24 protein-coding genes are annotated in these 21,534 nt (G+C 68.9%); 10 read left to right on the top strand and 14 right to left on the bottom strand.

Annotated elements, in window-relative coordinates; translation table 11 throughout:
- Positions 1-4: 4 nt before the first annotated feature.
- Positions 5-406: a phage holin family protein gene (locus tag VG502_RS21180; protein WP_325552301.1), complete on the top strand. Its 402-nt coding sequence runs from the start codon at positions 5-7 to the stop codon at positions 404-406.
- Between the two features lie 104 nt (positions 407-510).
- Here VG502_RS21180 and VG502_RS21175 read toward each other — a convergent pair whose 3' ends face one another.
- The gene (locus VG502_RS21175) at positions 511-1,164 is read right to left on the bottom strand and encodes an NUDIX hydrolase (RefSeq protein ID WP_325552299.1); all 654 of its coding nucleotides are present in this window, start codon (positions 1,162-1,164) and stop codon (positions 511-513) included.
- The gene (gene nth / locus VG502_RS21170; RefSeq protein ID WP_325552298.1) at positions 1,161-1,922 is read right to left on the bottom strand and encodes an endonuclease III; all 762 of its coding nucleotides are present in this window, start codon (positions 1,920-1,922) and stop codon (positions 1,161-1,163) included. The genes VG502_RS21175 and nth overlap by 4 nt, the downstream gene beginning before the upstream one ends.
- A 198-nt stretch (positions 1,923-2,120) precedes the next feature.
- On the opposite strand from nth, the gene VG502_RS21165 reads away from it, so the two are divergent.
- A complete protein-coding gene (locus VG502_RS21165) occupies positions 2,121-2,798 on the top strand; it encodes a Crp/Fnr family transcriptional regulator (RefSeq protein ID WP_325552296.1) in 678 nt (225 codons plus the stop codon).
- Positions 2,799-2,922: 124 nt separating this feature from the next.
- Positions 2,923-3,789 (top strand): PP2C family protein-serine/threonine phosphatase, encoded by an 867-nt coding sequence (locus tag VG502_RS21160; protein WP_325552295.1) that lies wholly within the window; start codon positions 2,923-2,925, stop codon positions 3,787-3,789.
- On the opposite strand, the gene VG502_RS21155 is transcribed toward VG502_RS21160, so the two are convergent.
- Positions 3,778-4,566: an MBL fold metallo-hydrolase gene (locus VG502_RS21155; RefSeq protein WP_325552293.1), complete on the bottom strand. Its 789-nt coding sequence runs from the start codon at positions 4,564-4,566 to the stop codon at positions 3,778-3,780. The genes VG502_RS21160 and VG502_RS21155 overlap by 12 nt on opposite strands.
- A 243-nt stretch (positions 4,567-4,809) precedes the next feature.
- On the opposite strand from VG502_RS21155, the gene VG502_RS21150 reads away from it, so the two are divergent.
- On the top strand, positions 4,810-5,664 hold the full coding sequence (locus tag VG502_RS21150) for a lysozyme (RefSeq protein ID WP_325552292.1): 855 nt from the start codon (positions 4,810-4,812) through the stop codon (positions 5,662-5,664).
- A 286-nt stretch (positions 5,665-5,950) separates the two neighbouring features.
- The gene (locus tag VG502_RS21145; protein WP_325552291.1) at positions 5,951-6,787 is read left to right on the top strand and encodes a lysozyme; all 837 of its coding nucleotides are present in this window, start codon (positions 5,951-5,953) and stop codon (positions 6,785-6,787) included.
- A gap of 109 nt (positions 6,788-6,896) precedes the next feature.
- Here VG502_RS21145 and VG502_RS21140 read toward each other — a convergent pair whose 3' ends face one another.
- The 4 genes from VG502_RS21140 to VG502_RS21125 all read right to left on the bottom strand — a co-directional run bounded on the left by VG502_RS21140 (position 6,897) and on the right by VG502_RS21125 (position 9,829).
- Positions 6,897-7,736 (bottom strand): NUDIX hydrolase, encoded by an 840-nt coding sequence (locus VG502_RS21140; RefSeq protein WP_325552290.1) that lies wholly within the window; start codon positions 7,734-7,736, stop codon positions 6,897-6,899.
- Positions 7,737-7,742: 6 nt separating this feature from the next.
- The gene (locus VG502_RS21135) at positions 7,743-8,204 is read right to left on the bottom strand and encodes a RidA family protein (RefSeq protein ID WP_325552289.1); all 462 of its coding nucleotides are present in this window, start codon (positions 8,202-8,204) and stop codon (positions 7,743-7,745) included.
- A 3-nt stretch (positions 8,205-8,207) separates the two neighbouring features.
- Entirely contained in the window at positions 8,208-8,366 is a 159-nt protein-coding gene (locus VG502_RS21130; protein ID WP_325552288.1) for a Sp36 family protein, read from the bottom strand.
- A 179-nt stretch (positions 8,367-8,545) separates the two neighbouring features.
- Positions 8,546-9,829 carry an NAD(P)/FAD-dependent oxidoreductase gene (locus VG502_RS21125; protein WP_325552286.1) on the bottom strand — a complete coding sequence of 428 codons (1,284 nt, stop codon included), beginning with the start codon at positions 9,827-9,829 and terminating at the stop codon, positions 8,546-8,548.
- Between the two features lie 140 nt (positions 9,830-9,969).
- On the opposite strand from VG502_RS21125, the gene VG502_RS21120 reads away from it, so the two are divergent.
- Positions 9,970-10,458, top strand: a complete 489-nt coding sequence (locus VG502_RS21120) for an Lrp/AsnC family transcriptional regulator (RefSeq protein ID WP_325552285.1) — start codon at positions 9,970-9,972, stop codon at positions 10,456-10,458.
- A gap of 39 nt (positions 10,459-10,497) precedes the next feature.
- On the top strand, positions 10,498-11,223 hold the full coding sequence (locus VG502_RS21115) for an alpha/beta hydrolase family protein (RefSeq protein WP_325552283.1): 726 nt from the start codon (positions 10,498-10,500) through the stop codon (positions 11,221-11,223).
- Here VG502_RS21115 and VG502_RS21110 read toward each other — a convergent pair.
- The 6 genes from VG502_RS21110 to VG502_RS21085 form a co-directional block, all read right to left on the bottom strand.
- The gene (locus VG502_RS21110) at positions 11,122-11,826 is read right to left on the bottom strand and encodes a DedA family protein (protein ID WP_325552281.1); all 705 of its coding nucleotides are present in this window, start codon (positions 11,824-11,826) and stop codon (positions 11,122-11,124) included. The genes VG502_RS21115 and VG502_RS21110 overlap by 102 nt on opposite strands.
- A complete protein-coding gene (locus tag VG502_RS21105; RefSeq protein ID WP_325552279.1) occupies positions 11,823-12,656 on the bottom strand; it encodes an ABC transporter permease in 834 nt (277 codons plus the stop codon). Before VG502_RS21105 ends, VG502_RS21110 begins: the two co-directional genes overlap by 4 nt.
- Positions 12,656-13,420, bottom strand: a complete 765-nt coding sequence (locus VG502_RS21100; RefSeq protein WP_325552277.1) for an ABC transporter ATP-binding protein — start codon at positions 13,418-13,420, stop codon at positions 12,656-12,658. The genes VG502_RS21105 and VG502_RS21100 overlap by 1 nt, the downstream gene beginning before the upstream one ends.
- Positions 13,417-14,232 carry an alpha/beta hydrolase gene (locus tag VG502_RS21095; RefSeq protein WP_325552275.1) on the bottom strand — a complete coding sequence of 272 codons (816 nt, stop codon included), beginning with the start codon at positions 14,230-14,232 and terminating at the stop codon, positions 13,417-13,419. The genes VG502_RS21100 and VG502_RS21095 overlap by 4 nt, the downstream gene beginning before the upstream one ends.
- Before the next feature lie 74 nt (positions 14,233-14,306).
- Positions 14,307-14,981: a response regulator transcription factor gene (locus tag VG502_RS21090; protein WP_325552274.1), complete on the bottom strand. Its 675-nt coding sequence runs from the start codon at positions 14,979-14,981 to the stop codon at positions 14,307-14,309.
- Positions 14,978-16,195 carry a sensor histidine kinase gene (locus VG502_RS21085; protein ID WP_325552273.1) on the bottom strand — a complete coding sequence of 406 codons (1,218 nt, stop codon included), beginning with the start codon at positions 16,193-16,195 and terminating at the stop codon, positions 14,978-14,980. Before VG502_RS21085 ends, VG502_RS21090 begins: the two co-directional genes overlap by 4 nt.
- A 113-nt stretch (positions 16,196-16,308) precedes the next feature.
- On the opposite strand from VG502_RS21085, the gene bagA reads away from it, so the two are divergent.
- Positions 16,309-17,310 carry an ATPase BagA gene (gene bagA / locus VG502_RS21080; RefSeq protein WP_325552272.1) on the top strand — a complete coding sequence of 334 codons (1,002 nt, stop codon included), beginning with the start codon at positions 16,309-16,311 and terminating at the stop codon, positions 17,308-17,310.
- A gap of 67 nt (positions 17,311-17,377) precedes the next feature.
- Positions 17,378-18,544, top strand: coding sequence for an ArsA family ATPase (gene bagB, locus VG502_RS21075; RefSeq protein ID WP_325552270.1), 1,167 nt, complete (start codon positions 17,378-17,380; stop codon positions 18,542-18,544).
- A 56-nt stretch (positions 18,545-18,600) separates the two neighbouring features.
- On the opposite strand, the gene VG502_RS21070 is transcribed toward bagB, so the two are convergent.
- Positions 18,601-18,909 carry a WhiB family transcriptional regulator gene (locus VG502_RS21070; RefSeq protein WP_325552268.1) on the bottom strand — a complete coding sequence of 103 codons (309 nt, stop codon included), beginning with the start codon at positions 18,907-18,909 and terminating at the stop codon, positions 18,601-18,603.
- A gap of 223 nt (positions 18,910-19,132) precedes the next feature.
- Here VG502_RS21070 and VG502_RS21065 point away from each other — a divergent pair, with 223 nt between their 5' ends.
- Positions 19,133-21,499, top strand: coding sequence for a transglycosylase domain-containing protein (locus VG502_RS21065; RefSeq protein ID WP_325552267.1), 2,367 nt, complete (start codon positions 19,133-19,135; stop codon positions 21,497-21,499).
- The last annotated feature ends 35 nt before the right edge of the window (positions 21,500-21,534 follow it).

Genomic DNA, 21,534 nt, shown 5'->3' with positions numbered 1-21,534 from the left:
ATCGATGGCCCAGACCACCAAAGGCACAGAGCGCAGTCTCGGCCAGTTGGTCGCGGATGCCTCCACCGACCTGAAGGCGATCGTCAAGGACGAGATCGCGCTGGCGAAGGTGGAGGTCAAGGCGGACGTCTCCAAGGGCGGCAAGGGTGCGGGCCTGCTGGCCGGCGCCGGGCTCTTTGCGCTCTACATGCTCGGCTTCCTGCTGATGGCCCTCGCCTGGGGGCTGCATGCCGCCGGCCTGTCGGTCTGGCTCGGCATGCTGATCACCGCGGGCGTACTCCTCGTGATCACCCTGATCCTCGCACTGCTGGGCATCAGCGCCCTGAAGAAGATCAAGGGCAAGCCGGCGCGCACCATCGACAACGCCCAGCGCACGGTCGCCGCGGTCAAGCCGCCGAAGGTCTGAGCTCGTCACCACACACGCTGCCGAAAGCCCCGGTCCGCCGGGGCTTTCGTCATGTATGGCGCCTCGGTATGGCGTTCGGTATGGCGGCTCGGTATGGCGCGGCCTCAGCCGCCCTGCAGATAGCGGCTCGGCACCGGTCGCCGGTCGGACCGGTCCCAGGGCAACTCCATGCCGGCCAGTCGCAACGTCGCGTCGAGCAGAATCGCGGTGAACCCCCACACGTAGAGACCGTTCACCTCGAACGCCGGGGCGACGTACTCCCGTCCCGGCACGACCGCGCTGAAGCGGTTGGCCGGATCGACCAGCTGGGCGAGCGGCACCCGCTCCACGCGCGCGACCTCCGCGGTGTCGACGACTCCGATCGGTGAGGGTCGCTCCCACCAGGCGGCGATCGGGGTGACGCGGAAACCCGTCACACTCAGCGGCAATGCGGGCAGCACGCCGACGACACGCACGCCCTCGCGGTCCAGGCCGATCTCCTCGTGCGCCTCGCGCAGCGCGGTGTCCGCCGCCGACACGTCGCCGGGGTCGGCGCGACCGCCCGGGAACGACACCTGCCCGGCGTGCTTGCGCAGGGTCGCCGACCGCTCGGTGAGCACGACGTCCTGGCCGCCCAGCTCGTCCTGGCCGAAGAGCATCAGCACGGCCGACGCGCTTCCGGCCGCCTCGGGCAGGCCGGTGACCATCGGCGTCTCGTGGGCGCGCTGCTCCAGGTCACGCAGCCAGTCCGGTTCCGGCGCGGGAACGAACCCGGTCACAGCACCGCGACCGGCTCGGGCACACCCTCGGGCCGGGTCGCACCGGGCGCCAGCTCGAACTTCAGCAGCTTGCGTGCCTTGTCGGGGTCGGTCTCCCCCGCGCCGTACGACGGGCACCACCGCGCTATCGGACACACCCCGCAGGCGGGACGCTTGGCGTGGCAGATGCGGCGGCCCTCGAAGATCAGTGTGTGGCTGAGCTGCGTCCACTCCTTGCGAGGGAACATCTCGCCGATGGCGTGCTCGACCTTGACCGGGTCCTCCAGGTCGGTCCAGCCGGCCCGGCGCACGACCCGGCCGAAGTGGGTGTCGACGGTCAGCCCGGGCTGGCCGAACGCGTCACCCAGCACCACGAAAGCCGTCTTGCGGCCGACACCTGGGAGCGTGACGAGATCCTCCAGCCGGGGCGGCACCTGTCCGTCGAACCGCTCGACCAGCGCCTGCCCGAGGGTCATCACCGACTTCGCCTTCGCCCGGAAGAACCCGGTCGGGCGCAACAGCTCCTCCAGCTCCTCGCGGTCGGCGCCGGCATACGCGGCGGCGTCCGGGTAGCGGGCGAACAGGGTCGGCGTGACCTTGTTGACCCCCACGTCGGTGGTCTGCGCGGACAGGATCGTGGCGACCAGCAACTCCAGCGGCGTGGTGAAGTCGAGCTCGCAGTGCGCATGCGGGAATTGCTCCTGCAGCGCGCGGAACATCTTGCGGGCTCGACGGGTGCGGGCGAGGTCGGACTCCGCCGACACGTCGATGGGCTTCACGACATACGACCTTAGGGGAGCGCGCCGACAGCCGATCGGGGAAGGCAGCTGCGCAATCGGTCCCCCTACGACGGGCGGTCGGTGCGGCGCGACGAGCGGTCGCTGCCGATCCCCGAAAGGCAGTAGGACCACGGGAATCCGGCGCCATGGCGTGTGAGCTGTGCAACAGAGCGGCCTGCTCGTGGCAGACTGCACACCGTGGATACCGAGGCCGTGCGCAAAGCGCCATTGTTCGCCGCTCTGGACGACGACGCCGCAGAAGCGTTGTTGTCGACGATGACCCGCACCAAGATCGCCCGTGGACAAGAGCTGTTCCACGAAGGCGAGCAAGGTGACTCGCTCTACGTGATCACCGCCGGCAAGGTGAAGCTGGGTCGCCGTTCGGCGGACGGGCGGGAGAACCTGCTCGCCATCCTGGGCGAGGGCGAGATGCTCGGTGAGCTGAGCCTCTTCGACCCCGGCCCGCGCACCGCGACCGCGAGCGCCATCGCCGACACCGAGCTGGTCGGGCTGTCACACCCGGACATGACCGCCTACCTGGGCACCCGTCCCGAGATCGCGATGACGATGCTGTCCGCGCTCGCCGCCCGGCTGCGCCGCACCAACGAAGCGCTCGGCGACCTGGTCTTCACGGACGTGCCGGGCCGCGTCGCGAAGGCGCTCCTCGACCTATCCCGTCGCTTCGGGCAGCCCTCCGGCGACGGCATCCTCGTCGCCCATGACCTGACCCAGGAAGAACTCGCCCAGCTGGTCGGCGCCTCCCGCGAGACGGTCAACAAGGCGTTGGCCGACTTCTCCTCGCGTGGCTGGATCAAGCTCGAGGCACGCGCCGTGACCCTGATGGACTCCGAGCGGTTGCAGCGCCGGGCCCGCTGAAGCCCCGCACATCCTGCAGCGACCCGACATACTGTCCCCGCTGCGGAACCACGCACTTGCCGCTGACGTCTGGATGACGGATGACGGCACGACGGCAGTTGGCTGACGGAGGAGAGGCGCGGGAGTGGACACGAGTGAGGCACCGGAGGCGACGGAAGACCCGCGCAATCACGTTGTGCTGTCACCACATCCGTGGGTTGCCGGCACGTCCGACATCGGCCGGCGTCACCACCGCAACGAGGACTCCATAGCGCTCGCCGCCTCAAGCGAGCCCGGCGCCCGCGCGGTGCTCGTGGCGTCCGACGGCGTGTCCACCTCGACCGACTCCCACCTGGCCTCGCAGGCCGCCGCGATCGCGGCGATGGAGCGACTCTCGCAGCCGATGCCGCGCGCCGGCGTGCCTGCCGAAGCCTGGCTGGAGACAGCCGCGCAGGCCTTCACCGAGGCCGCCGAGGCCGGTAGTGCCGCCGCTGCGGCGACCGGCACGGACGACGAGGACCCGACTCCCCCGTCGTGCACCCTCGCGGCCGCCGTCATCGAGGACAACCTCATCGTCGGCGGCAATGTCGGTGACAGTCGCGTCTACTGGATCCCGGCGGCGACCCCCGAGCGCGCCGTGCAACTGGGCCAGGACGACTCGATGGCCAACGAGCTGATCCGCCACGGCGTGCCGCGCGACAACGCCGAGAACGCCCCCAACGCCCACGCGATCACGCGCTGGCTCGGCCGCACCGCGCCGGACGATCTCACGCCCCGCCTCGCGCACCTGATGGCCGAGGAAGCCGGCTGGGTGATCGTGTGCACCGACGGGCTCTGGAACTACTGCTCCGCACCCGCCGACCTCTGGGATCTCGTGCACCGGATCCGCTCCTCGCACGGCGAGTCACCCACCGAGATCGCCGCCGGGCTGGTCGAATTCGCCAACGACTCCGGTGGCCACGACAACATCAGCGTGGTGCTGGCGGCGTTGCAGCCGGTCTCACCCGCGTAGGTAGTCCAGCTGCGCCTGCACACTCAGCTTGGCCGCGGGCCACACCTCGCGGGGCACGTCGGCATACACCCGCTCGACGACTGCCTGCGCGACGTCGGGCGCGTCCGCATCACCGGCCGCGAGCGCGGCCCGCACCTGCTCCAGGCGCTCCAGCCGATGTTTCTTGTATGACGTGATCACGCCCGCCGCATCGGGGTGCGTCGGCCCATGCGCGGGCGCCAGTGCCGTCGGGCGCCGTGCGGCGATCGTATGCAGCTTGTCGAGTGAGGCGAGGTAGGGACCGAGCGCGCCGTCGGGATGCGCCACGACCGTCGTACCACGGCCCAGCACGGTGTCACCCGTGACGAGCACGCCGGCGTCGGGCAGGTGGAACGACACCGAGTCCGCAGTGTGCCCCGGTGTCGATATCGCTCGAATCTGCAGTGTTCCCACCGTGATCGGCTCGTCGTCAGCGAGCATCTCGCCGTGCCCACCGCCGCGGATCGGCGCATCGACCAGCTCCGCCCAGCGCCCGAGCGACTCGGTGTGGTCGTGGTGCCAGTGCGTGATCAGGGTCAGCGCGACGCGCGCGTCGAGCTTGGCGACATACGCCAGCACCGCCTGCAGGTGGCCCTCGTCCAAGGGGCCCGGGTCCACCACGACCGCGACGTCGTCACCGGGCGCGTGCAGCACCCAGGTGTTCGTTCCGTCGAGCGTCATCGGCCCGGGATTGGGAGCCAGCACCGCGTGCGCGTGGTCACCGAGCGAGCCGCCGCGCCATACCGAATCATTCGTCACGGTGTGCAACGTTAGCCAGCGCACGGGAAAGGACCCGGGGCAGGCACGAATGTGCGCAAGATCACCTGCAATGCACCTATCCGCAGCAGCCGCGGCGGACCGACTCGCCGACTTGTCAAAAGTTTACCGAGTGCTGAATCGGAGTTTACATTGTGTGAATACCGTGATTGGTGATGAAGTTGAGGTTTCCCCTGGCTCCAGCTTCGCCGTTGATCGACCACTTCGTGCAAAGGACCCCGACCCATGAAGAAATCCCTGCCCATCGCGACTGCCGCGACCGCCACGGTCGCCGCTGTCGCCCTCGCAGCCACCGCCCTCCCCGCCCAGGCCACGCCGAACTCGCCCGAGAAACCGACCCGGGCCGCCCAGAACGCCGGCATCCACAAGATGGGTGACGCGTACGCCGGCTGGCATCAGCCCAAGAGCGCGGGACCCATGGCCGCCGGATTGACGCGTGCCGTATCTCCGGCGATGACCGCGACCAAGACCCTGGGCATCGACGTCTCGGCATACCAGGGAAACGTCGACTGGAGCGCGCAGTACAGCTCGGGCGTCCGGTGGGCCTACACCAAGGCAACCGAGGGCGATTACTACACGAACGCCTACTTCGCCCAGCAGTACAACGGCAGCTACAACGCCGGCATCATCCGCGGCGCCTACCACTTCGCGAACCCGGCCGGCCGCTCCGCGTCCGCCCAGGCGGACTACTTCGTCAACCACGGCGGCGGCTGGTCCCGGGACGGCAAGACCATGCCCGGCATGCTCGACATCGAGTACAACCCCTACGGCTCGACCTGTTACGGCCTGTCCAAGTCGGCGATGGTGACCTGGATCAAGACATGGCTCGCGCGCTACAAGGCGCTGACGAGCCGTGATGCGGTCATCTACACGACCGCCGGCTGGTGGAGCACCTGCACCGGCAACTCCACCGCGTTCAACCAGACGAATCCGCTGTGGATCGCGCGCTACGCCTCATCCCCGGGCACTCTCCCGGGCGGCTGGCTCTACTACACGATGTGGCAGTACACCTCGTCCCCGATCGACAAGAACCTCTTCAACGGCGACCTCAGCCGGGTCAAGGCGCTCGCCTACGGCTGAGCCGCAGCCGACCCTTTCACCGCCACCCGCTCACCCACCGGCCCCTGCGCCGACAGGACACGAAACACATCGACAGGACACAAAACACGGGCCCGAACGGCCCGTGTTTCGTGTCCTGTCAGCAATTCGGTGTCCTGTCGCCGCGAGGAGTTCGCCAGAACCTGCGAAGTCTTTACCGCGGCGAGGTAACCAATTTACGCGAACTCAATAGCGTGGGCACTCCTTACCGAGCGTCGTGCTGCCCTCCGCTGGACGACATCGCGCACACCCCAGTGAAGGAACACCCATGAAGAAATCCCTGGTCACCGCTGTCTGTATGACGGGCGCGGTGGCGCTGGCCGCCGCGGCCTCGGCCGGACCCGCACATGCCACGCCGGCCGCCGACCACAGCCCGACGGCTGCGGCCGCCCGCGCCGACATACATGCACCCGGTGAGGCGTATGCCGGGTGGAAAACCGCCGGCACGCAGCCGCTGACCCGATCGGTCGCCCCGGCACTCGCATCGGGACAGACGCTCGGCATCGACGTCTCGAGCCACCAGGGCAACGTCGACTGGGCCTCGCAGTGGAGCGCCGGGGTGAAGTGGGCCTACACCAAGGCGACGGAGGGCACGAGCTACACGAATCCGTATTTCTCCCAGCAGTATTCGGGCTCCTACAACGTCGGCATGATTCGCGGCGCCTACCACTTCGCACTGCCCGACGCCTCCTCGGGCGCGGCACAGGCCGACCACTTCGTCAGCCACGGCGGCGGCTGGTCCAAGGACGGCAAGACCCTGCCCGGCATGCTCGACATGGAGTACAACCCCTACGGTTCGACCTGCTACGGCAAGTCCGCCTCGGGGATGGTCAGCTGGATCAAGTCCTTCCTGACCGAGTACAAAGCCAAGACCGGCCGCGACGCCGTGATCTACACCAGCACCAGCTGGTGGAGCCAGTGCACCGGCAACTCCGGGGCGTTCACCAGCACGAACCCGCTGTGGGTGGCTCGCTACGCCACCTCGCCCGGCACGCTGCCCGGCGGCTGGCCCTACTACACGATCTGGCAGTACACCTCGTCGCCGATCGACAAGGACTGGTTCAACGGCGACATCACCCGGGTGAAGGCGCTCGCCGTCGGGTGACCCAGCCAGCCGAGAGGACACCCTCCGCACTGACAGGACACGCTAATCGCCCCGATTCGGGGCGATTATCGTGTCCTGTCAGTGCTTTCGTGTCCTCTCGGCGAGGGGGTCAGTCGTTCAGCTCGGCCCGGATCAGCACCCGGTCGCCGTCCTCGACCGGCTCGGGCATGACCGCGCGCAGGCCGTCACGGTTGATCGTCGCGGGCGTGAGGTCGGCCCAGCCGGCGAGCCGGTGCAGTTGCACGAGCGTGGGAGCGAACATCCGGGCCCGGCCGGATGCCTCCTCCGCGATCACGTCGGACGGGCGGCGCCATACAGCAGTGTCCACCTCGGTGGTGCGGTCGTCGGCGACCTGTCGCTCCGGCAGCCGGGCCGAGAAGAACCACGTGTCGTAGCGCCGTGGCTGCATCTCGGGGGTGATCCAATGGTCTTGCAACGCAAGCAGATCCGAGCGCAGCACCAGACCACGACGCTCCAGCAGCGACGCGAACGGCAGCCGGCGTTCGAGCACCGCGGCCCGGTCGGCCTGCCAGTCGTCGCCGGTGACGTCGAGCACCACATCGTCGCTCGACGTGCCGGCCAGCAGGACACCGCACTCCTCGAAGACCTCGCGAACCGCCGCGCTGACGATCGCCTGCGCGGTCGGTTCGGGTATGCCGAGCAGACTCGCCCACTCGGCCGGCGACGGGCCGGCCCACGGGACGCCGGGCGACTCGTCACGGGCGTCGACCCCACCGCCGGGGAAGACCCACATCGACGGCGCGAACTTCATCGACGAGACACGTCGCTGCATGAACACCTCGACGCCGGAACCGGATTCGCGCACCAACAGCACGGTTGACGCGAGTCGCGCCGGCGCGACGGTTCGGTCCTGGGCGGGCGTCGCCAGCCACTCGCGCGCGTGCTCGTGCAGCGCGGGTGGCAGCTCGAGCTCGTGCGTCGAGGTCATCGCGTCCTACTCGACGGAGACGGTGATCTCGACCTCGACGGGTGCGTCCAGCGGCAGCGCGGCGACGCCGACGGCCGAGCGGGCGTGCGCACCGCGCTCGCCGAATGCCTTGGCCAGCAGTTCGCTCGCGCCGTTGATGACAGCCGGTTGTCCGGTGAACGACGGGTCGCTCGCGACGAAGCCGACGACCTTGACCACGCGGACCACCTTGTCGAGATCGCCGACCTGCGACTTCACGGCGGCGATCGCGTTGAGCGCACAGGTCTGGGCGAGCTGGGCGGCATCCTCAGGGGTGACCTCGGCACCGACCTTGCCGGTGGCTGTGAGCTTGCCGCCCACGAGGGGCAGCTGGCCGGAGGTGTAGACGAGGTTGCCGTCCTGGACGACCGGGACGTATGCCGCCACGGGCGCGGCCACCTCGGGGACTTCGAGACCCAGCTCGGCGAGGCGGTCTTCAACTGCGGACATCTGTCACTGCTCCTTCGGACGCTTCAGGTAGGCAACGAGGCTGTTGCCGTCGGGGCCGGGCACCACTTGCACCAGCTCCCAGCCGTCCTCGCCCCACTGGTCGAGGATCTGCTTGGTGGCGTGGACGATCAGCGGCACGGTTGCGTATTCCCAGGCAGTCATGCCGTCACCCTATTCCCAGGCCGCACGCGTATGGCGGCAGGCCGGAACGATCTGCCCGCCCGCGGATTGACCGGCGTACTGCCGTATCGAGCGGCATACCGAAATGCGGCCATCCGTTACGCCACTCAATGCCGTTGTATGCCGCTCGATCGTGGGACGGGCCGGCATGGCGTCATGGTTCAACGCGTCGGGCTGAAGGGCAGCAGCTCGGGCGGGGTGACGCCGGTGACCATCTGCTCGGCCAGCAACTGACCCGACAGCGGACCCAACGTGATGCCCCACATGCCGTGTCCCCCGTTGGAGAACACCCGCGGCACCCGGGTGGGTCCGACCAGCGGCAGGCCGTCCACGGAGACCGGGCGGCCGCCGACCCAGGTGTCCTGCTGGTCGTCCCAGTCGACACCGGACAGCAATGGCTTGCCGTTCTTGACGATCGCGTTGACCCGCTCCACATGCAGCGGCTCCTCGGTGCCGGCGAACTCCATCGTCCCGCCGATCCGCAGCCGGTCGCCCAGCGGCGTGCACGCGATCCGCTCGAACGGGAAGTAGACCGGACACGGCACCGGACGGTTCGCCGGATCGGTGACTCCGACCGAGAAGCTGTAGCCGCGGCCGGCGCGCACCGGGACCTTCACCCCGCACACCTTCGCCAGCTCCGGCAGCCACGCACCTGTGGCGATCACCACCGCGTCCCCGGAGATCGGCTCTCCGCTGACCATTTCGACGGTGACGCCACCGGGACCGTGCCGCAGCGCACGTGCGTTGGACCCGATGACCATGTGACCGCCACGCTGCGCGACGGCGTCGGCGAGTGCGTTGACGTATGCCGGGGGGTCGATGAAGCGCTGCCCGCCCAGCCGGATGGCCTTCTCCACATCGGGGCTGACGATCGGCAGCTCGGAGCGCAAGGTCGCGTTGTCGACCTCGGTGGCCTCCAGCTCCAGACCGGCCTCACGGATCAGCTTGATCTCGTGCTCCAGGCCGGCCGCATCCTCGGCACGGCGGAACGCCGCCATGATCGGCGCGTCGTGCGACTTCGCCGCCACCCCGTGGTCCTCGAGGTACTGGAACGCTTCGATCGCCTGCCGGTTGACCGGCACGAACTTGTCCATGGTGCGCTTCCACTGCCCCGGTGTGCAGCGCCGCGCGAAACCGAGCAGGAACGCCGCCAGCTTGGGATCCGGCTTCATCGGGATGTAGAGCGGCGAGTCGGGGTCGAGCAGCGCCTTCAGGCCGTACTTGATCACCGACGGATCCGACAACGGCACGCACAGCCCGGGCGACACCCAGCCGGCGTTCCCCCACGAGCTACCGGCCGCGACGCCGGACCGCTCGACGACTGTCACCTCCACGCCGCGCTCCTGCAGATGCCAGGCGGTCGCAAGACCGACCATCCCAGCACCGATCACCACAACATGCGGAGTGCCCTGGCCCTTGGCAGGCCGAAGGGGTTCGAGCACCATTGCCAACCTCTTTCTTTCAACTGACGGCAGGCCATTTCAGCACTTCTCACGTCTGAGGTGGGCTCCTCACTTCAGATATTCAAGAACTAGGCTGAACGAGCACATTTCCTCCAACCCGACGATCGGATAGCGTGCCTGTCATGGAGGATGTGCGACCGCGAAAGGTGACGCGCGACACAGCAATCGACGACATCGACCGTCGGCTGCTCAGAGCGCTGTCCGAGGATGCCCGGCTGTCGAACAGTGCCCTTGCCAAGCGGGTGGGGATCGCCGCTTCGACGTGTCACTTCCGGGTGCGGCGGCTGATCGACCGTGGTGTCATTCGCGGTTTCCGGCTCGACATCGCACCCGAAGCGCTGGGCTACGGCATACAGGCGATCGTCGCCGTGCGACTCCAGCCGACGGCTCGTGGGCAGATTCCTCGTTACGCGGCCGGCCTGGTGCGGCTCCCGGGTGTCCTGAACGTCTACTTCGTCGCAGGGGTCGATGACTTTCAGGTACACGTGGCCGCCGCGTCGACCGAGGATCTGCGCAACTTCGTCGAGAGCCTGAGCAAGTCGCGAGAGGTCGCAAGCACCGAGACCAGCCTGATCTTCGAGCACACCGTCGGGTCCGCCGGGATCGTCTGAGCCCGTGCCCACGGGCGCCATACAAGTAGGCTCGCCTGGATGTCCATCCTCGACGCCGAGCAGCCGCCACCAGACCGCACCGTCTCCTACGGAGCCTCCCCCGATCAGCTGTATGACGTGCGCGACCCGACCGGCGAAGCGCGGGGCGCGACGGTGCTCGTCATACATGGCGGGTTCTGGCGGCCGGCATACGACCGGGCACATGCCGGTCAGCAGTCGAATGCATTGGCAGCACACGGCTTTCACGTGGCCACGATCGAATACCGTCGCGTCCCGGGTGACTGGCCGACGATGGCGGCGGACCTGCTCGCCGCGATCGGTGCCGTCGCCGCGGACCCGGACCTGCCGGACGACATCGTGCTGGTGGGGCATTCCGCGGGCGGTCACCTCGCGACCTGGGCCTCCTACCAGCCGGAGGTTGCCGTCACCGGTGTCGTGTCATTGGCCGGTTGCGTCGACCTGCACCTGACGCGGGACATGGGCCTCGGCGACGGAGCGGCCGCGGCGTTGATGGGCTCCGCCCCAGAGGCTGTATGGCGCAGCGCCGACCCCGCGATGCTCGGGCAGCCGCCGACGGAGGTCCGGCTGGTGCACGGAACGGCCGACGACCGCGTGCCGGTGGAGGTGTCCGAGAGCTACCAGTCCGCCGCGGGTGGGGGTGTCTCATTGCAGGTGCTGGCCGGCTGCGGTCATCACGAGCTGATCGACCCCGCCTCGGCGTACTTCCGGCACACGGTGGCTGCGGTCGAGGCGCTCCTTTCCTGACAACCGTCGTCCCGAAATGACCGGATCTGCCGCCTTCCCCGTACTTTTCGGACGACGGTCGGCCGGAAGACGCGTGCGCACCCACCGCACGACCTGACCCAGCACCACCATCGTCACCAGCGAGATCGCCGCGACGACGAGCGGGCCGGCACCGGTCAGCGCTCCGACCGTCGCCCCGATGCCGATCAGGTATGCCGCCCACAGCGTCGAGCCGAGCGCACTCGCCACCAGGAAGCGGCGCATCGGCAACCTGCTCGCGCCCGCCAGGAAGGTGATCGCCACCCGCCAGCCGGGCAACATGCGGGCCGACACGATGAGCGGCACACCTTGCCGATCGAGCGCGGCGCCGGTCCGCTCGAGCAGGCGGGCGATCCACGGACGACGCTGCCACGCAAAGCGATTCGTGCCGATCCGGCGGCCCAACAGGTAGGTGATCGCGTCACCGAGCATGGCGGCCACCGCAGCGAGCACACCCAGTCCGAGCAGCGCCGGCCAGCCGCCGGCAGCGGCCGCCGGCACGTGTGCGAGCAGCACCGCCTCACTCGGCACAGGGGGTATGACGCCGTCCGCCACGATCAACAGGAACAGCACGGCGAGGCTCATCGCGCGATCCTCCTCAGCCGGGTGAGGGCGAGCGGCATACAGGCTGCCGTGATCACCACGGGCCACGCGACGGCAAGCACCGCGGCGTGTTCCGCGACCCACGACGTCGCCGGACCAGCCGGGTTGCCGAAGAGTCCTCGTGTCGCAATCACGGCGGCGGACAACGGATTCCACTGCGCAACACCGGACAGCCAACCCGGCATCAGCTCGGTCGGTATGACGGTGTCGGCGACCATCGCCAGCGGGAAGAGCAGCGCGAAGTACTTCATCGCCGCCTCCGGGCCACTGACCAGCAGCCCGAGCAGGATGCCGATCCAGGAGAACGCCAGTCGCAGCAACGCCAGCAGGCCGAAGGCCGCGAGCACCGCGCCGATCCCGCCGTGCCACTGCCAGCCGAAGAGCGTCCCCAGCCCCATCACGATGGCGAGTTCGGCTGCGGCAGTGAGCAAGTCGGCCAGCGAGCGACCGGCCAGCACCGCCGCCGGTGACATCGGTAGGGACCGCATCCGGTCCAGGACGCCGCCTCGTATGTCGGATGCCACCGAGATGGTCGTGTTGCCGATCCCGAACGCCATCGTCAGGGCGAAGAGCCCGGGCAGCAGGAACTCGCGGTATTCGGCGCCCGGAAGGGTCATCGCCGCACCGAGCGCGTTGCCGAAGACGAACCCGAACATCAGCACCGCCATCACGGGGATCAGCAGCGTGCCGAGCAACTCGTCCGGCCGGTGCAGCAGGCGCTGCAGGTGGCGGCGCGCGACGACCCACGTGTCGGCCGCGAACCACCTCAATCGGGTTGGCACTGGCTGCAATTCGGCAGAGACCGCGGTCATCACGCCACGCTCCTGAGTGCACGGCCGGTGAGGTGGAGGAAGGCGTCGTCGAGTGTTCCTCCCACGCGCGCCTTCAGCTCGCCCGGCGAACCCTCCGCGACAACCTGCCCACGGTTCATCACAGAGATCCGCGAGCAGAGCCGGTCGGCCTCCTCGAGGTACTGCGTGGTGAGCAGCACGGTCGTGCCCGACGCGGCCAGCTCACGCACCGCGCCCCAGACCTCGCCGCGACTGCGCGGGTCGAGACCCGTGCTCGGCTCGTCGAGGAACAGCACGCGCGCACTGCGGATCAGGCTGACCGCCAGGTCGAGCCGCCGGCGCATGCCGCCGGAATAGTGCCGCACCGGGCGGTCGGCGGCGGCCAGCAGGTCGAAGCGCTCGAGCAGCTCGTCGGCGCGAGCCTTCGCAGCGCGAGCGCGCAGGTGGTGCAGGCGACCGAACATCACCAGGTTCTGCCGGCCGGTCAGCACCTCGTCGACGGCGGCGTACTGCCCGACCACCCCGATCCGGGCACGCACCCCGGCGGGGTCGCGCGTCACGTCACGGCCGGCGACGACGGCGCGTCCGGAGTCGAGCCGCTGCAGTGTCGACAGGATGCGTACGGTGGTCGTCTTGCCCGCTCCGTTCGGGCCGAGCAGCCCGTGGATCGTGCCGGGTTCCACCGCGAGGTCGAGGCCGTCCAGCGCCGGGCCGGAGGCCGAGCCGCGGCCGCGGAAGCCCTTGCGTACCGCCTCGCACAGGATCGCGGGCACGGTGGCGCTCATGCCGCCACCCCCATGGAAGTCGTTGCGGTGGAGTCGGTTTCGCACGAACGCTGCACCGGAGCCGCGCCAGCCGGAGTCACGTCGTCATACCGACCGGTGGCGATGCGCGCGATGTTCCGCAACGACTCGCTGCCCTCGGTGTAGTAACCGCAGTGCCCGGTGATGTCGCCGGTGCCGAACCGCGTCGCCCGTATGGCGGGGTGCAGCGGCGGGCGACCCAGGCCGAGCCGCCCGATCCGGCCGTGCGGGAAGAAGCGGATCCAGTCGGACTCGGTCTGTGCGGCCCACAGCCGAGCGGAGCCGCCGAGTTCGTCGCGCCGCCGCGCACCCATGCCGGCACTGCCCAATGCGACGCAGTCATCGACGCGTGCCGTGGGGAGCGCGAGACCGCAGACCGCGCTGCCGTAGCTGTGCCCGATCAGCGTCAGGTGTGCCGAACGCGGCAGGTAGTGGGTGAGGCGGGCCAGATCGTCGGCTCCCTCCCGGGCGTAGCTGTTGGAGAATGCTGACGCCATACCGGCCGGGGTGCGGTAGCCCACCCAGACCACGACGGCGACCCGCTCGCCGGGTGCAGCCGCAGACATCGCGCGCAGCACCTGCACACCGCGTGCGCGCGGGCTGACCGGACCACGGTCGGTGAAGTAGTTGCCCAGGTGATGGCCGTTGCCCGGCACGATGACGGCGATGTGATCGGCGAGCGCCACGTCGCCGAACGCCTCGACCACGCGCCGGCCGCCGGGCGGGTCACAGGCCAGCAGGGTGTGTTCGTCGACGTGGTGGAGTCGGTAGTGGAGCGTCTGTGAAGTGGTCATGCCCCGAAAGCTATGGAGCAGGTTCCGCGCGTCGCGTCACACCGGAGAGCCAAAAGCCGACCCCTACCCGAGTACTACTCGCCCGGTGTCACGAGTCCCGACTCGTAGGCGAACACCACGGCCTGCGCGCGGTCACGCAGGTCGAGTTTGGTGAAGACCCGACTGACGTGGGTCTTCACGGTCTGCTCGGCGACAAAGAGCGCCTGCGCGATCTCGGCGTTGGAGCTGCCCCGGGCGACCAGCGTGAGCACCTCTGTCTCGCGCTCGGTGAGCGCATTCAGCCGCAGTGCGGGCTTGCCCCGACCGAGCGGGGGCTGACGCTGGGCGAAGTCGGCGATCAGCCGGCGGGTCACCGACGGCGCGAGCAGCGCGTCGCCCGCGGCGATCACGTGGACCGCTGCGATCAGGTCGGCGGGCGGGGCGTCCTTCAGCAGGAACCCGCTGGCGCCCGCCCGCAGCGCCTCGTAGACGTAGTCGTCGAGGTCGAAGGTGGTCAGCATCAGCACCTTCGTCCGGTCCGCGACCGCGGGCGACGACAGGATCCGGCGGGTCGCCTCGAGTCCGTCCAGCTTCGGCATCCGGACATCCATCAGCACGACGTCGGGGTGGGTTCGCATCGCCAGCGCGACGCCCTCCTCGCCGTCGGCCGCCTGGCCAACCACCTCGATCCCGTCCTGGGCAGCGAGCAGTGCGGCGAACCCGGCGCGCACCATCGCCTGGTCGTCGACGATGATGACGCGCGTCGTCACGTGAAATCCTTTGCAGTCGTTGGGAGTTCGGCAGCCACACGGAAGCCGCCGTCCGGCAGTGGTCCGGTCTCGAGGGATCCACCGACCAGCCGCACCCGCTCGCGCATGCCGACCAGGCCCTGACCGGTGCCCGTGTCCTCGAGCGGTGACTCGGGTGGCTCGGGGGACGGCCCGTTGACCACCAGCACGAGCACCTTCTCGTCGCCCGCCGACACCGTCACCCGGGTCGGGGCGCCCGGTGCGTGCCGCACCACATTGGCGAGCGCCTCCTGCACGATCCGGTATGCCGACAGGCCCACCGTCTCCGGCACCTCGATTTCACAGGTCGTGACGTCGACCGGGACGCCGGCGCGGGTCGTGGCCTCCGCGAGCCGGCCGATGTCGGCCAGGCCCGGCTGCGGCGTGAGCTCGCCGTCGGCGTCCTCACTGCGCAGCACCCCGAGCAGCCGCCGCATCTCCCCCAGCGACGCGCGGGCGGTGGTCGCGATGGACGTGAACTCCTCCTGCACCTCCGGCGACAGCCCCTCGAGCCGGTAGGTGGCCGTGTCGGCCTGCACGGTGATCATCGACATGTGGTGCGCCACCACATCGTGCAGCTCGCGGGCGATCCGGGCGCGTTCCTCCAGCAGGGTGCGCCGGCTCCGCTCCGCCTCGCTGATGGTCTCCTGCTCGGCGAGGCGGCGCTGTGCGTCATACCGCTCGCGGAGCGCGGCGCCCAGGATCAGGGCGACCGCACTCAGCACGATCACGGTCGCGGCCGTGTTGCTGGTGCTGTCCGGAGCCAGGAAGGTGAGACCGACACCCGCGACGATCGTCGTCGCCCAGACCAGCACCAGCGTCCGGCGTGACTCGCGCAGGCCGACGGCCAGGCAGAGCAGGACGAGGCCGACGATCTCCATCGCAGGGAACGGCCACGCGTAGCCGGCCGTGTCGGCGGTCAGCAGCGCGAGCGCACCCACGACGTCGGCCGCGAAGACGATGCACCAGGCCTGCAGCGGGCGGATCACGGCATACAGCAACGGCACCGTCTGTATGACGGCGAGCGTGCCGGCGATCCCGGCGTTGAGGTTGTAGTCGGCGTTCAGCACGCCGAGCGTGACCGGCATCAAAGCGGCGCAGTAAACGAACGCCACGACCCACGGCAGCCAGCGCACCCACCGACGCGACGCCCCGGCGAGCAGGGCGTCCTGGCGCCACGGCTCGACCAACGACATACGAGCAGCGTAGGTGAGCAGGCGTCGCCCGGCGTCCCGCTGGAGTATCACCTCCGGCATCACTCCGGGGTATGACGACGCGCCTCCCCGAGGCGCCCCGCTACCGTGAGCGCATGAGCAGCAGTGACTGGGAGGGCGTGCGGCTGCACGTGGTGACGGGCAAGGGCGGCACCGGCAAGACGACCGTGGCCGCCGCGCTGGCGATGGCGCTGGCGACCGACGGCAAGCGCGTGCTGCTGGTCGAGGTCGAGGGCCGCCAGGGCATCAGCGGCGTTTTCGACGTGCCACGCCTGGGGGACGACGAGGTGCAGGTCGCCACCGGCCCCGGCGGCGGCGAGGTGATGGGTCTGTCGGTCGACCCGAAGGCCGCGCTGCTCGAATACCTGCAGATGTTCTACAAACTCGGCATGGCCGGCGGCATGCTCGAACGCTTCGGCGTGATCGACTTCGCCACGACCGTCGCGCCCGGCCTGCGGGACGTGCTGCTGATCGGCAAGGTCTACGAGGCCGTCCGCCGCCGGCCACATCGCCGCGGCACCCGCAGCGATCAGCTGTATGACGCAGTCGTCCTCGACGCTCCTCCGACCGGCCGGGTGGGCCAGTTCCTGGGCGTCAACAGTGCGATGTCCGGGCTGGCCAAGATGGGCCCGGTGAAGAACCAGGCCGACGCGATCACCGCGATGTTGCAGTCGTCGCAGACTGCGGTGCACGTTGTAGCGCTACTGGAGGAGATGCCGGTGCAGGAGACCGTCGAAGCAGTGGCCGAGCTGCGTTCCCTGTCGTTGCCGCTCGGTGCGGTCGTGATCAATCAGGAGGTCGCTCCCCCTGTCAGCGATCACACGCTCGAGTTGCTCGCCGCCGACGACTTCGATGACGAACCGTTGTCCGCCGACCTCACCGCCCTCGGCCTGCGGGTCGGGCCGCGTATGGTGCGCGGCCTGACCCAGACGGGCCTCGACCTGACCCAGCGGCTGGCCCTGCAGGAGCGCGAGCGCCATACCCTGCAGGACCTCGACCTGCCGACCTACCACCTGCCGCTGGTGCCCGGCGGCATGGACGCCGGCGGACTGCTCGAGCTGACCGCGGCGCTCACCGAGCAGGTGGCTCCGGTATGAGCTCCGACCCGAACGAGGACACGAACGAAGTGAGGCCCGGAGTGAGGGAAAGAGGCGCGACAAAGTCATGACGCAGACACCCACCCTCGACATCGACGCGCTGCTGAAGGACGAGACCGTCCGCACCATCGTGTGCTGCGGGTCCGGCGGCGTCGGCAAGACCACGACGGCGGCGGCGATCGCCATCCGGGCTGCGGAGCAGGGGCGCACGGTCGCGGTGCTGACGATCGATCCGGCCAAGCGGCTCGCGCAGGCGCTCGGGCTGGAGCACCTGGACAACGAGCCGGCGCCGGTGGAGGCGATCGACACATCCGCGGGCGGCTCGCTGGACGCGATGATGCTGGACATGAAGCGCACCTTCGACGAGCTGGTGCTGCGGCACTCCACGCCGGACAAGGCGCAGCAGATCCTGGAAAACCCCTTCTACCAGGCGGTTTCGAGCTCGTTCGCGGGCACGCAGGAATACATGGCGATGGAGCGCCTGGGTCAGCTGCACGCCGAGCAGTCCGGCGATGATGCGCGCTGGGATCTGATCGTGGTGGACACCCCGCCGTCGCGTTCGGCGCTGGACTTCCTCGACGCACCGAAGCGGCTCGGGTCGTTCCTGGACGGCAAGTTCATCCGGCTGCTGATGTCACCGGCCAAGGCCGGCGGCCGCGCCTACCTGAAGGTCATGTCGGTCGGCGTCAACACGATGACCGCGGTGATGTCCAAGGTGTTGGGTGGGCAGCTGCTGCGCGATGCGCAGACCTTCGTCGCGGCGCTCGACTCGATGTTCGGCGGTTTCCGCGAGCGTGCCGACGAAACCTATGCGCTGCTCAGCGACGCGGCGACGGCGTTCGTCGTGGTCGCGACACCGGAGCGGGACGCGCTGCGCGAGGCGTCGTTCTTCGCCGGCCGGCTGGCGTCGGAACGTATGCCGCTCGCCGGTCTCGTCGTCAATCGGGTGGAGCAGACCCATGTGCCGTCGCTGCGGGAGGGCCGCGCCGAAGCGGCCGCGGACGAAGCGGACGGCCTGGAAACACGCACGGGATCCGGTTGGCAGCCGGAGGACACCGCGGGATTGTTGCGCCTGCACGCCGAGCGGGCTGCACAAGCGGGGCGCCAGGAAGCAGCCATCGGCCGCTTCACCGCGGCACACCCGACGATCCCGCAGGTTGTCGTCGCAGCCTCTGCCGAGGACGTCAACGACGTCGAACAACTGCGCGCCATCGGCGAACAGCTGGCCGACTGACCCCTACCAAGGTGGTCGAGGAGCGAGGAACGAGCGTCTGGAAACCCCGCCGATCCCTACTGGTTGGCTTCGTCGGCGCGGGCCTGCTTGAAAAGCTGCGCCCACGACGGCACGTCCGGCCGGCGACGCAACAGGGCGCGACGCTCGCGCTCCGTCATACCACCCCACACGCCGTACTCGGTGCGGTTGTCGAGGGCGTCGGCCAAACACTCGGCAACGACCGGGCACCGCTGGCAGATCACCTTGGCGGACTGCTGCGCAGCCCCCTTGGCGAAGAGCTCGTCCGGAGCTGACCCCGTCCGGCACACGGCGCGCGCCGCCCAATTCTCATCCCAGGTCGCCTTCTCAGGCATCACAGCAGTCATGTTCTCGCTCTCGGCCTTCCCCGCCCCGGTTTGGAAATCTTTGGTGCACGCCCCCCGCGGGTGTCTTGGGTCACGGTATTGACCCTTGGCGTCGACCGCCAGATCCTCGGGGAACTATTTCCAAATAGTCCTTTCGCACTATACGTGCGACTTTGCCGATTCGTCTATCATGCCGAGCCGCCGGATGCGGCCGATGACAGTTTCGCCGGTTACGCTGCCCACCATGCGTGTTGCGTCCCGCCTCGGCACTGTCTTCAGTCTGCTCGGCGCCTTCGTCGCCACAGCCGTCGCGATGGGGCTGATCGTCGCGTGCCTCTTCCTGCCGGCGATCGGTGCTGCCGGCCAGGCGACGAACGGTGGTGTGAAGCTCTTCAACGACATGCCCGGCTCGTTCGCGATGAACCCGCTGGCGCAGCAGTCGCGCATCCTTGCCTCCGACGGTTCGGTCCTCGCGACCCCGTTCAACCAGAACCGCATCGTCGTGCCGTTCAGCAAGATCTCCAAGAGCATGAAGCACGCGCAGGTCGCGATCGAGGACGAACGCTTCTACCACCACGGTGCACTCGACTCCAGGGGACTCTTCCGCGCCATCGGCTCCAACGTCTTCAGCAACGGCACGCAGGGCGCGTCGACGCTCACGCAGCAGTACGTCAAGATCGCCATACAGAACGAAGCGATCAACAGCGGCAACACCGCCCAGGCGCAGAAGGCCGTCAGCCGTACCGGCATGGAGGGCTACGTCCGCAAGATCCAGCAACTCAAGTACGCCGTGTCGCTGGAGCAGAAGTACACCAAGGACCAGATCCTCGACGGCTACCTCAACCTCGTCTACTACGGCGGTCAGGCGTATGGCGTGGAGGCCGCTGCGCGGCAGTACTTCGGCGTCCACGCCTCGCAGCTGAACCTGCCGCAGTCGGCGCTGCTCGCGGGCATCGTCAACGAGCCGGGCAACCTGGACCCGTTCACCAACGCGGCGGGCGCGACCGCGCGCCGCAACGTCGTGCTGTCGAAGATGTACCAGCAGAAGATGATCACCCGGGCGCAGATGATCTCGGCCCAGAACACCAAGCTCAAGCTCAACCCGCACCCGCTGCAGTCCAACAGCTGCGCCAACTCCAAGTACGCCTACTTCTGCTACTACGTCATCGACTGGCTGCAGACCCAGCCCTCGCTCGGGAAGAACCCGAAGGAGCGGATGGCGACCCTGGAGAGCGGTGGCCTGACGATCCAGACCAGTTTCAGCCCCAAGATGGCGAACATCATCGACAAGCAGGTCCGTCAGAAGGTGCCGCAGGGGAACAAGGAGGGGATCGACTCCGCGGGCGTCATCGTTCAGCCCGGCACCGGCCTGGTGCTCGCCAGTGGTCAGAACACCACGTACTCCAACGCCGGCGGCAACGGCAAGAGCGCTTCGGACTTCACCGTGTCCGGTCGCGGTTACGCCTACGGTTCGACCGCGAAGATCTTCGCCGTCATCACCGCGCTCGAGCACGGCTGGTCCCCGGAGAAGAAGATCCAGGTGCCGGTCTACAACGCCCAGTCGAAGGCGGGTGCGCCGGCGCACGCGTTCACCCACGAAGACTTCCCGGGCCAGTGCGGTCTCGGCCGCGGCGAGAAGTGGGTGCTCCCGAACGACAAGCCCTACCCGCAGGCGGGCCAGGACTGGTCGATCACCGACGCCACCGCCCAGTCGGTCAACACCATCTTCGCGACCATGGTGAGCAAGCTCGGTGCCTGCAACGTCATGAAGACGACGACGAAGTTCGGCGTCAAGGACGGGGTGGGCAGCACCATCTCGGCCAGCCCGGCGTCGATCACACTCGGCACCTCGAACGTCACGCCGGTCGACCTGGCCAATGCCTACGCGACCGTGGCGTCGGGCGGCATGTACTGCCCGCCGCATCCGGTGGTGGCGATCAAGGACGGCAGCGGCAAGAAGCTCAAGCTGTCCGGCACCAAGTGCAAGCGCCTCATCAGCAAGAAGGTCGCTGCAGAGACCTCCAAGATCTTCGAATCGGTGCTCACCGATCCGAAGGGTACGACGCATGGCGACATCCTGCTGGCGGGTGACCGGCAAGCAGCCGGCAAGACCGGTACCGAGGACGGCTCCGCCAACATCTGGTTCGTCGGCTACACGCCGCAGATCGCGACCGCGGTGTGGGTGGGTCATCACGAGGCCCCGAAGTACATGAAGGACATCACGCTGGCGGGCCACTTCTACAAGGGCTACGTCTTCGCCGGTGACCTGGCCGCACCGATCTGGAAGGGCATCATGGATCAGGCCCTCAAGGGCCAGCCCATCAAGCACTTCATGAAGCCGGATGGCACGACGCCGAAGGACTCGCCGTCGCCCAAGACGAGCGACAAGACCACGACCTCGAATCCGCCGACGTTCTACCCGCCGCCGGCCACCTCGACAACACAGGCCTACGTCCCACCGCCGGCAACGACGCGCGCCTACGTCCCGCCGCCCACAACGACGACGACGACGCAGCCGCCGAAGACGACACAGCCGCCCGTGACGACGCAGCCGCCACCGACCAAGACGGCTCCGCCCAAGCAGACCGGCCCGCCGCCGAAGACGAAGTAGCGGCCCTCGCGAAAGAAGGCCCCCGCCCATGTGGC

Origin of the sequence: Flexivirga sp., from assembly GCF_035551235.1 — a bacterium.
GTDB lineage: Bacteria > Actinomycetota > Actinomycetes > Actinomycetales > Dermatophilaceae > Flexivirga.
This window is presented reverse-complemented; position numbering and strand designations above follow the sequence as displayed.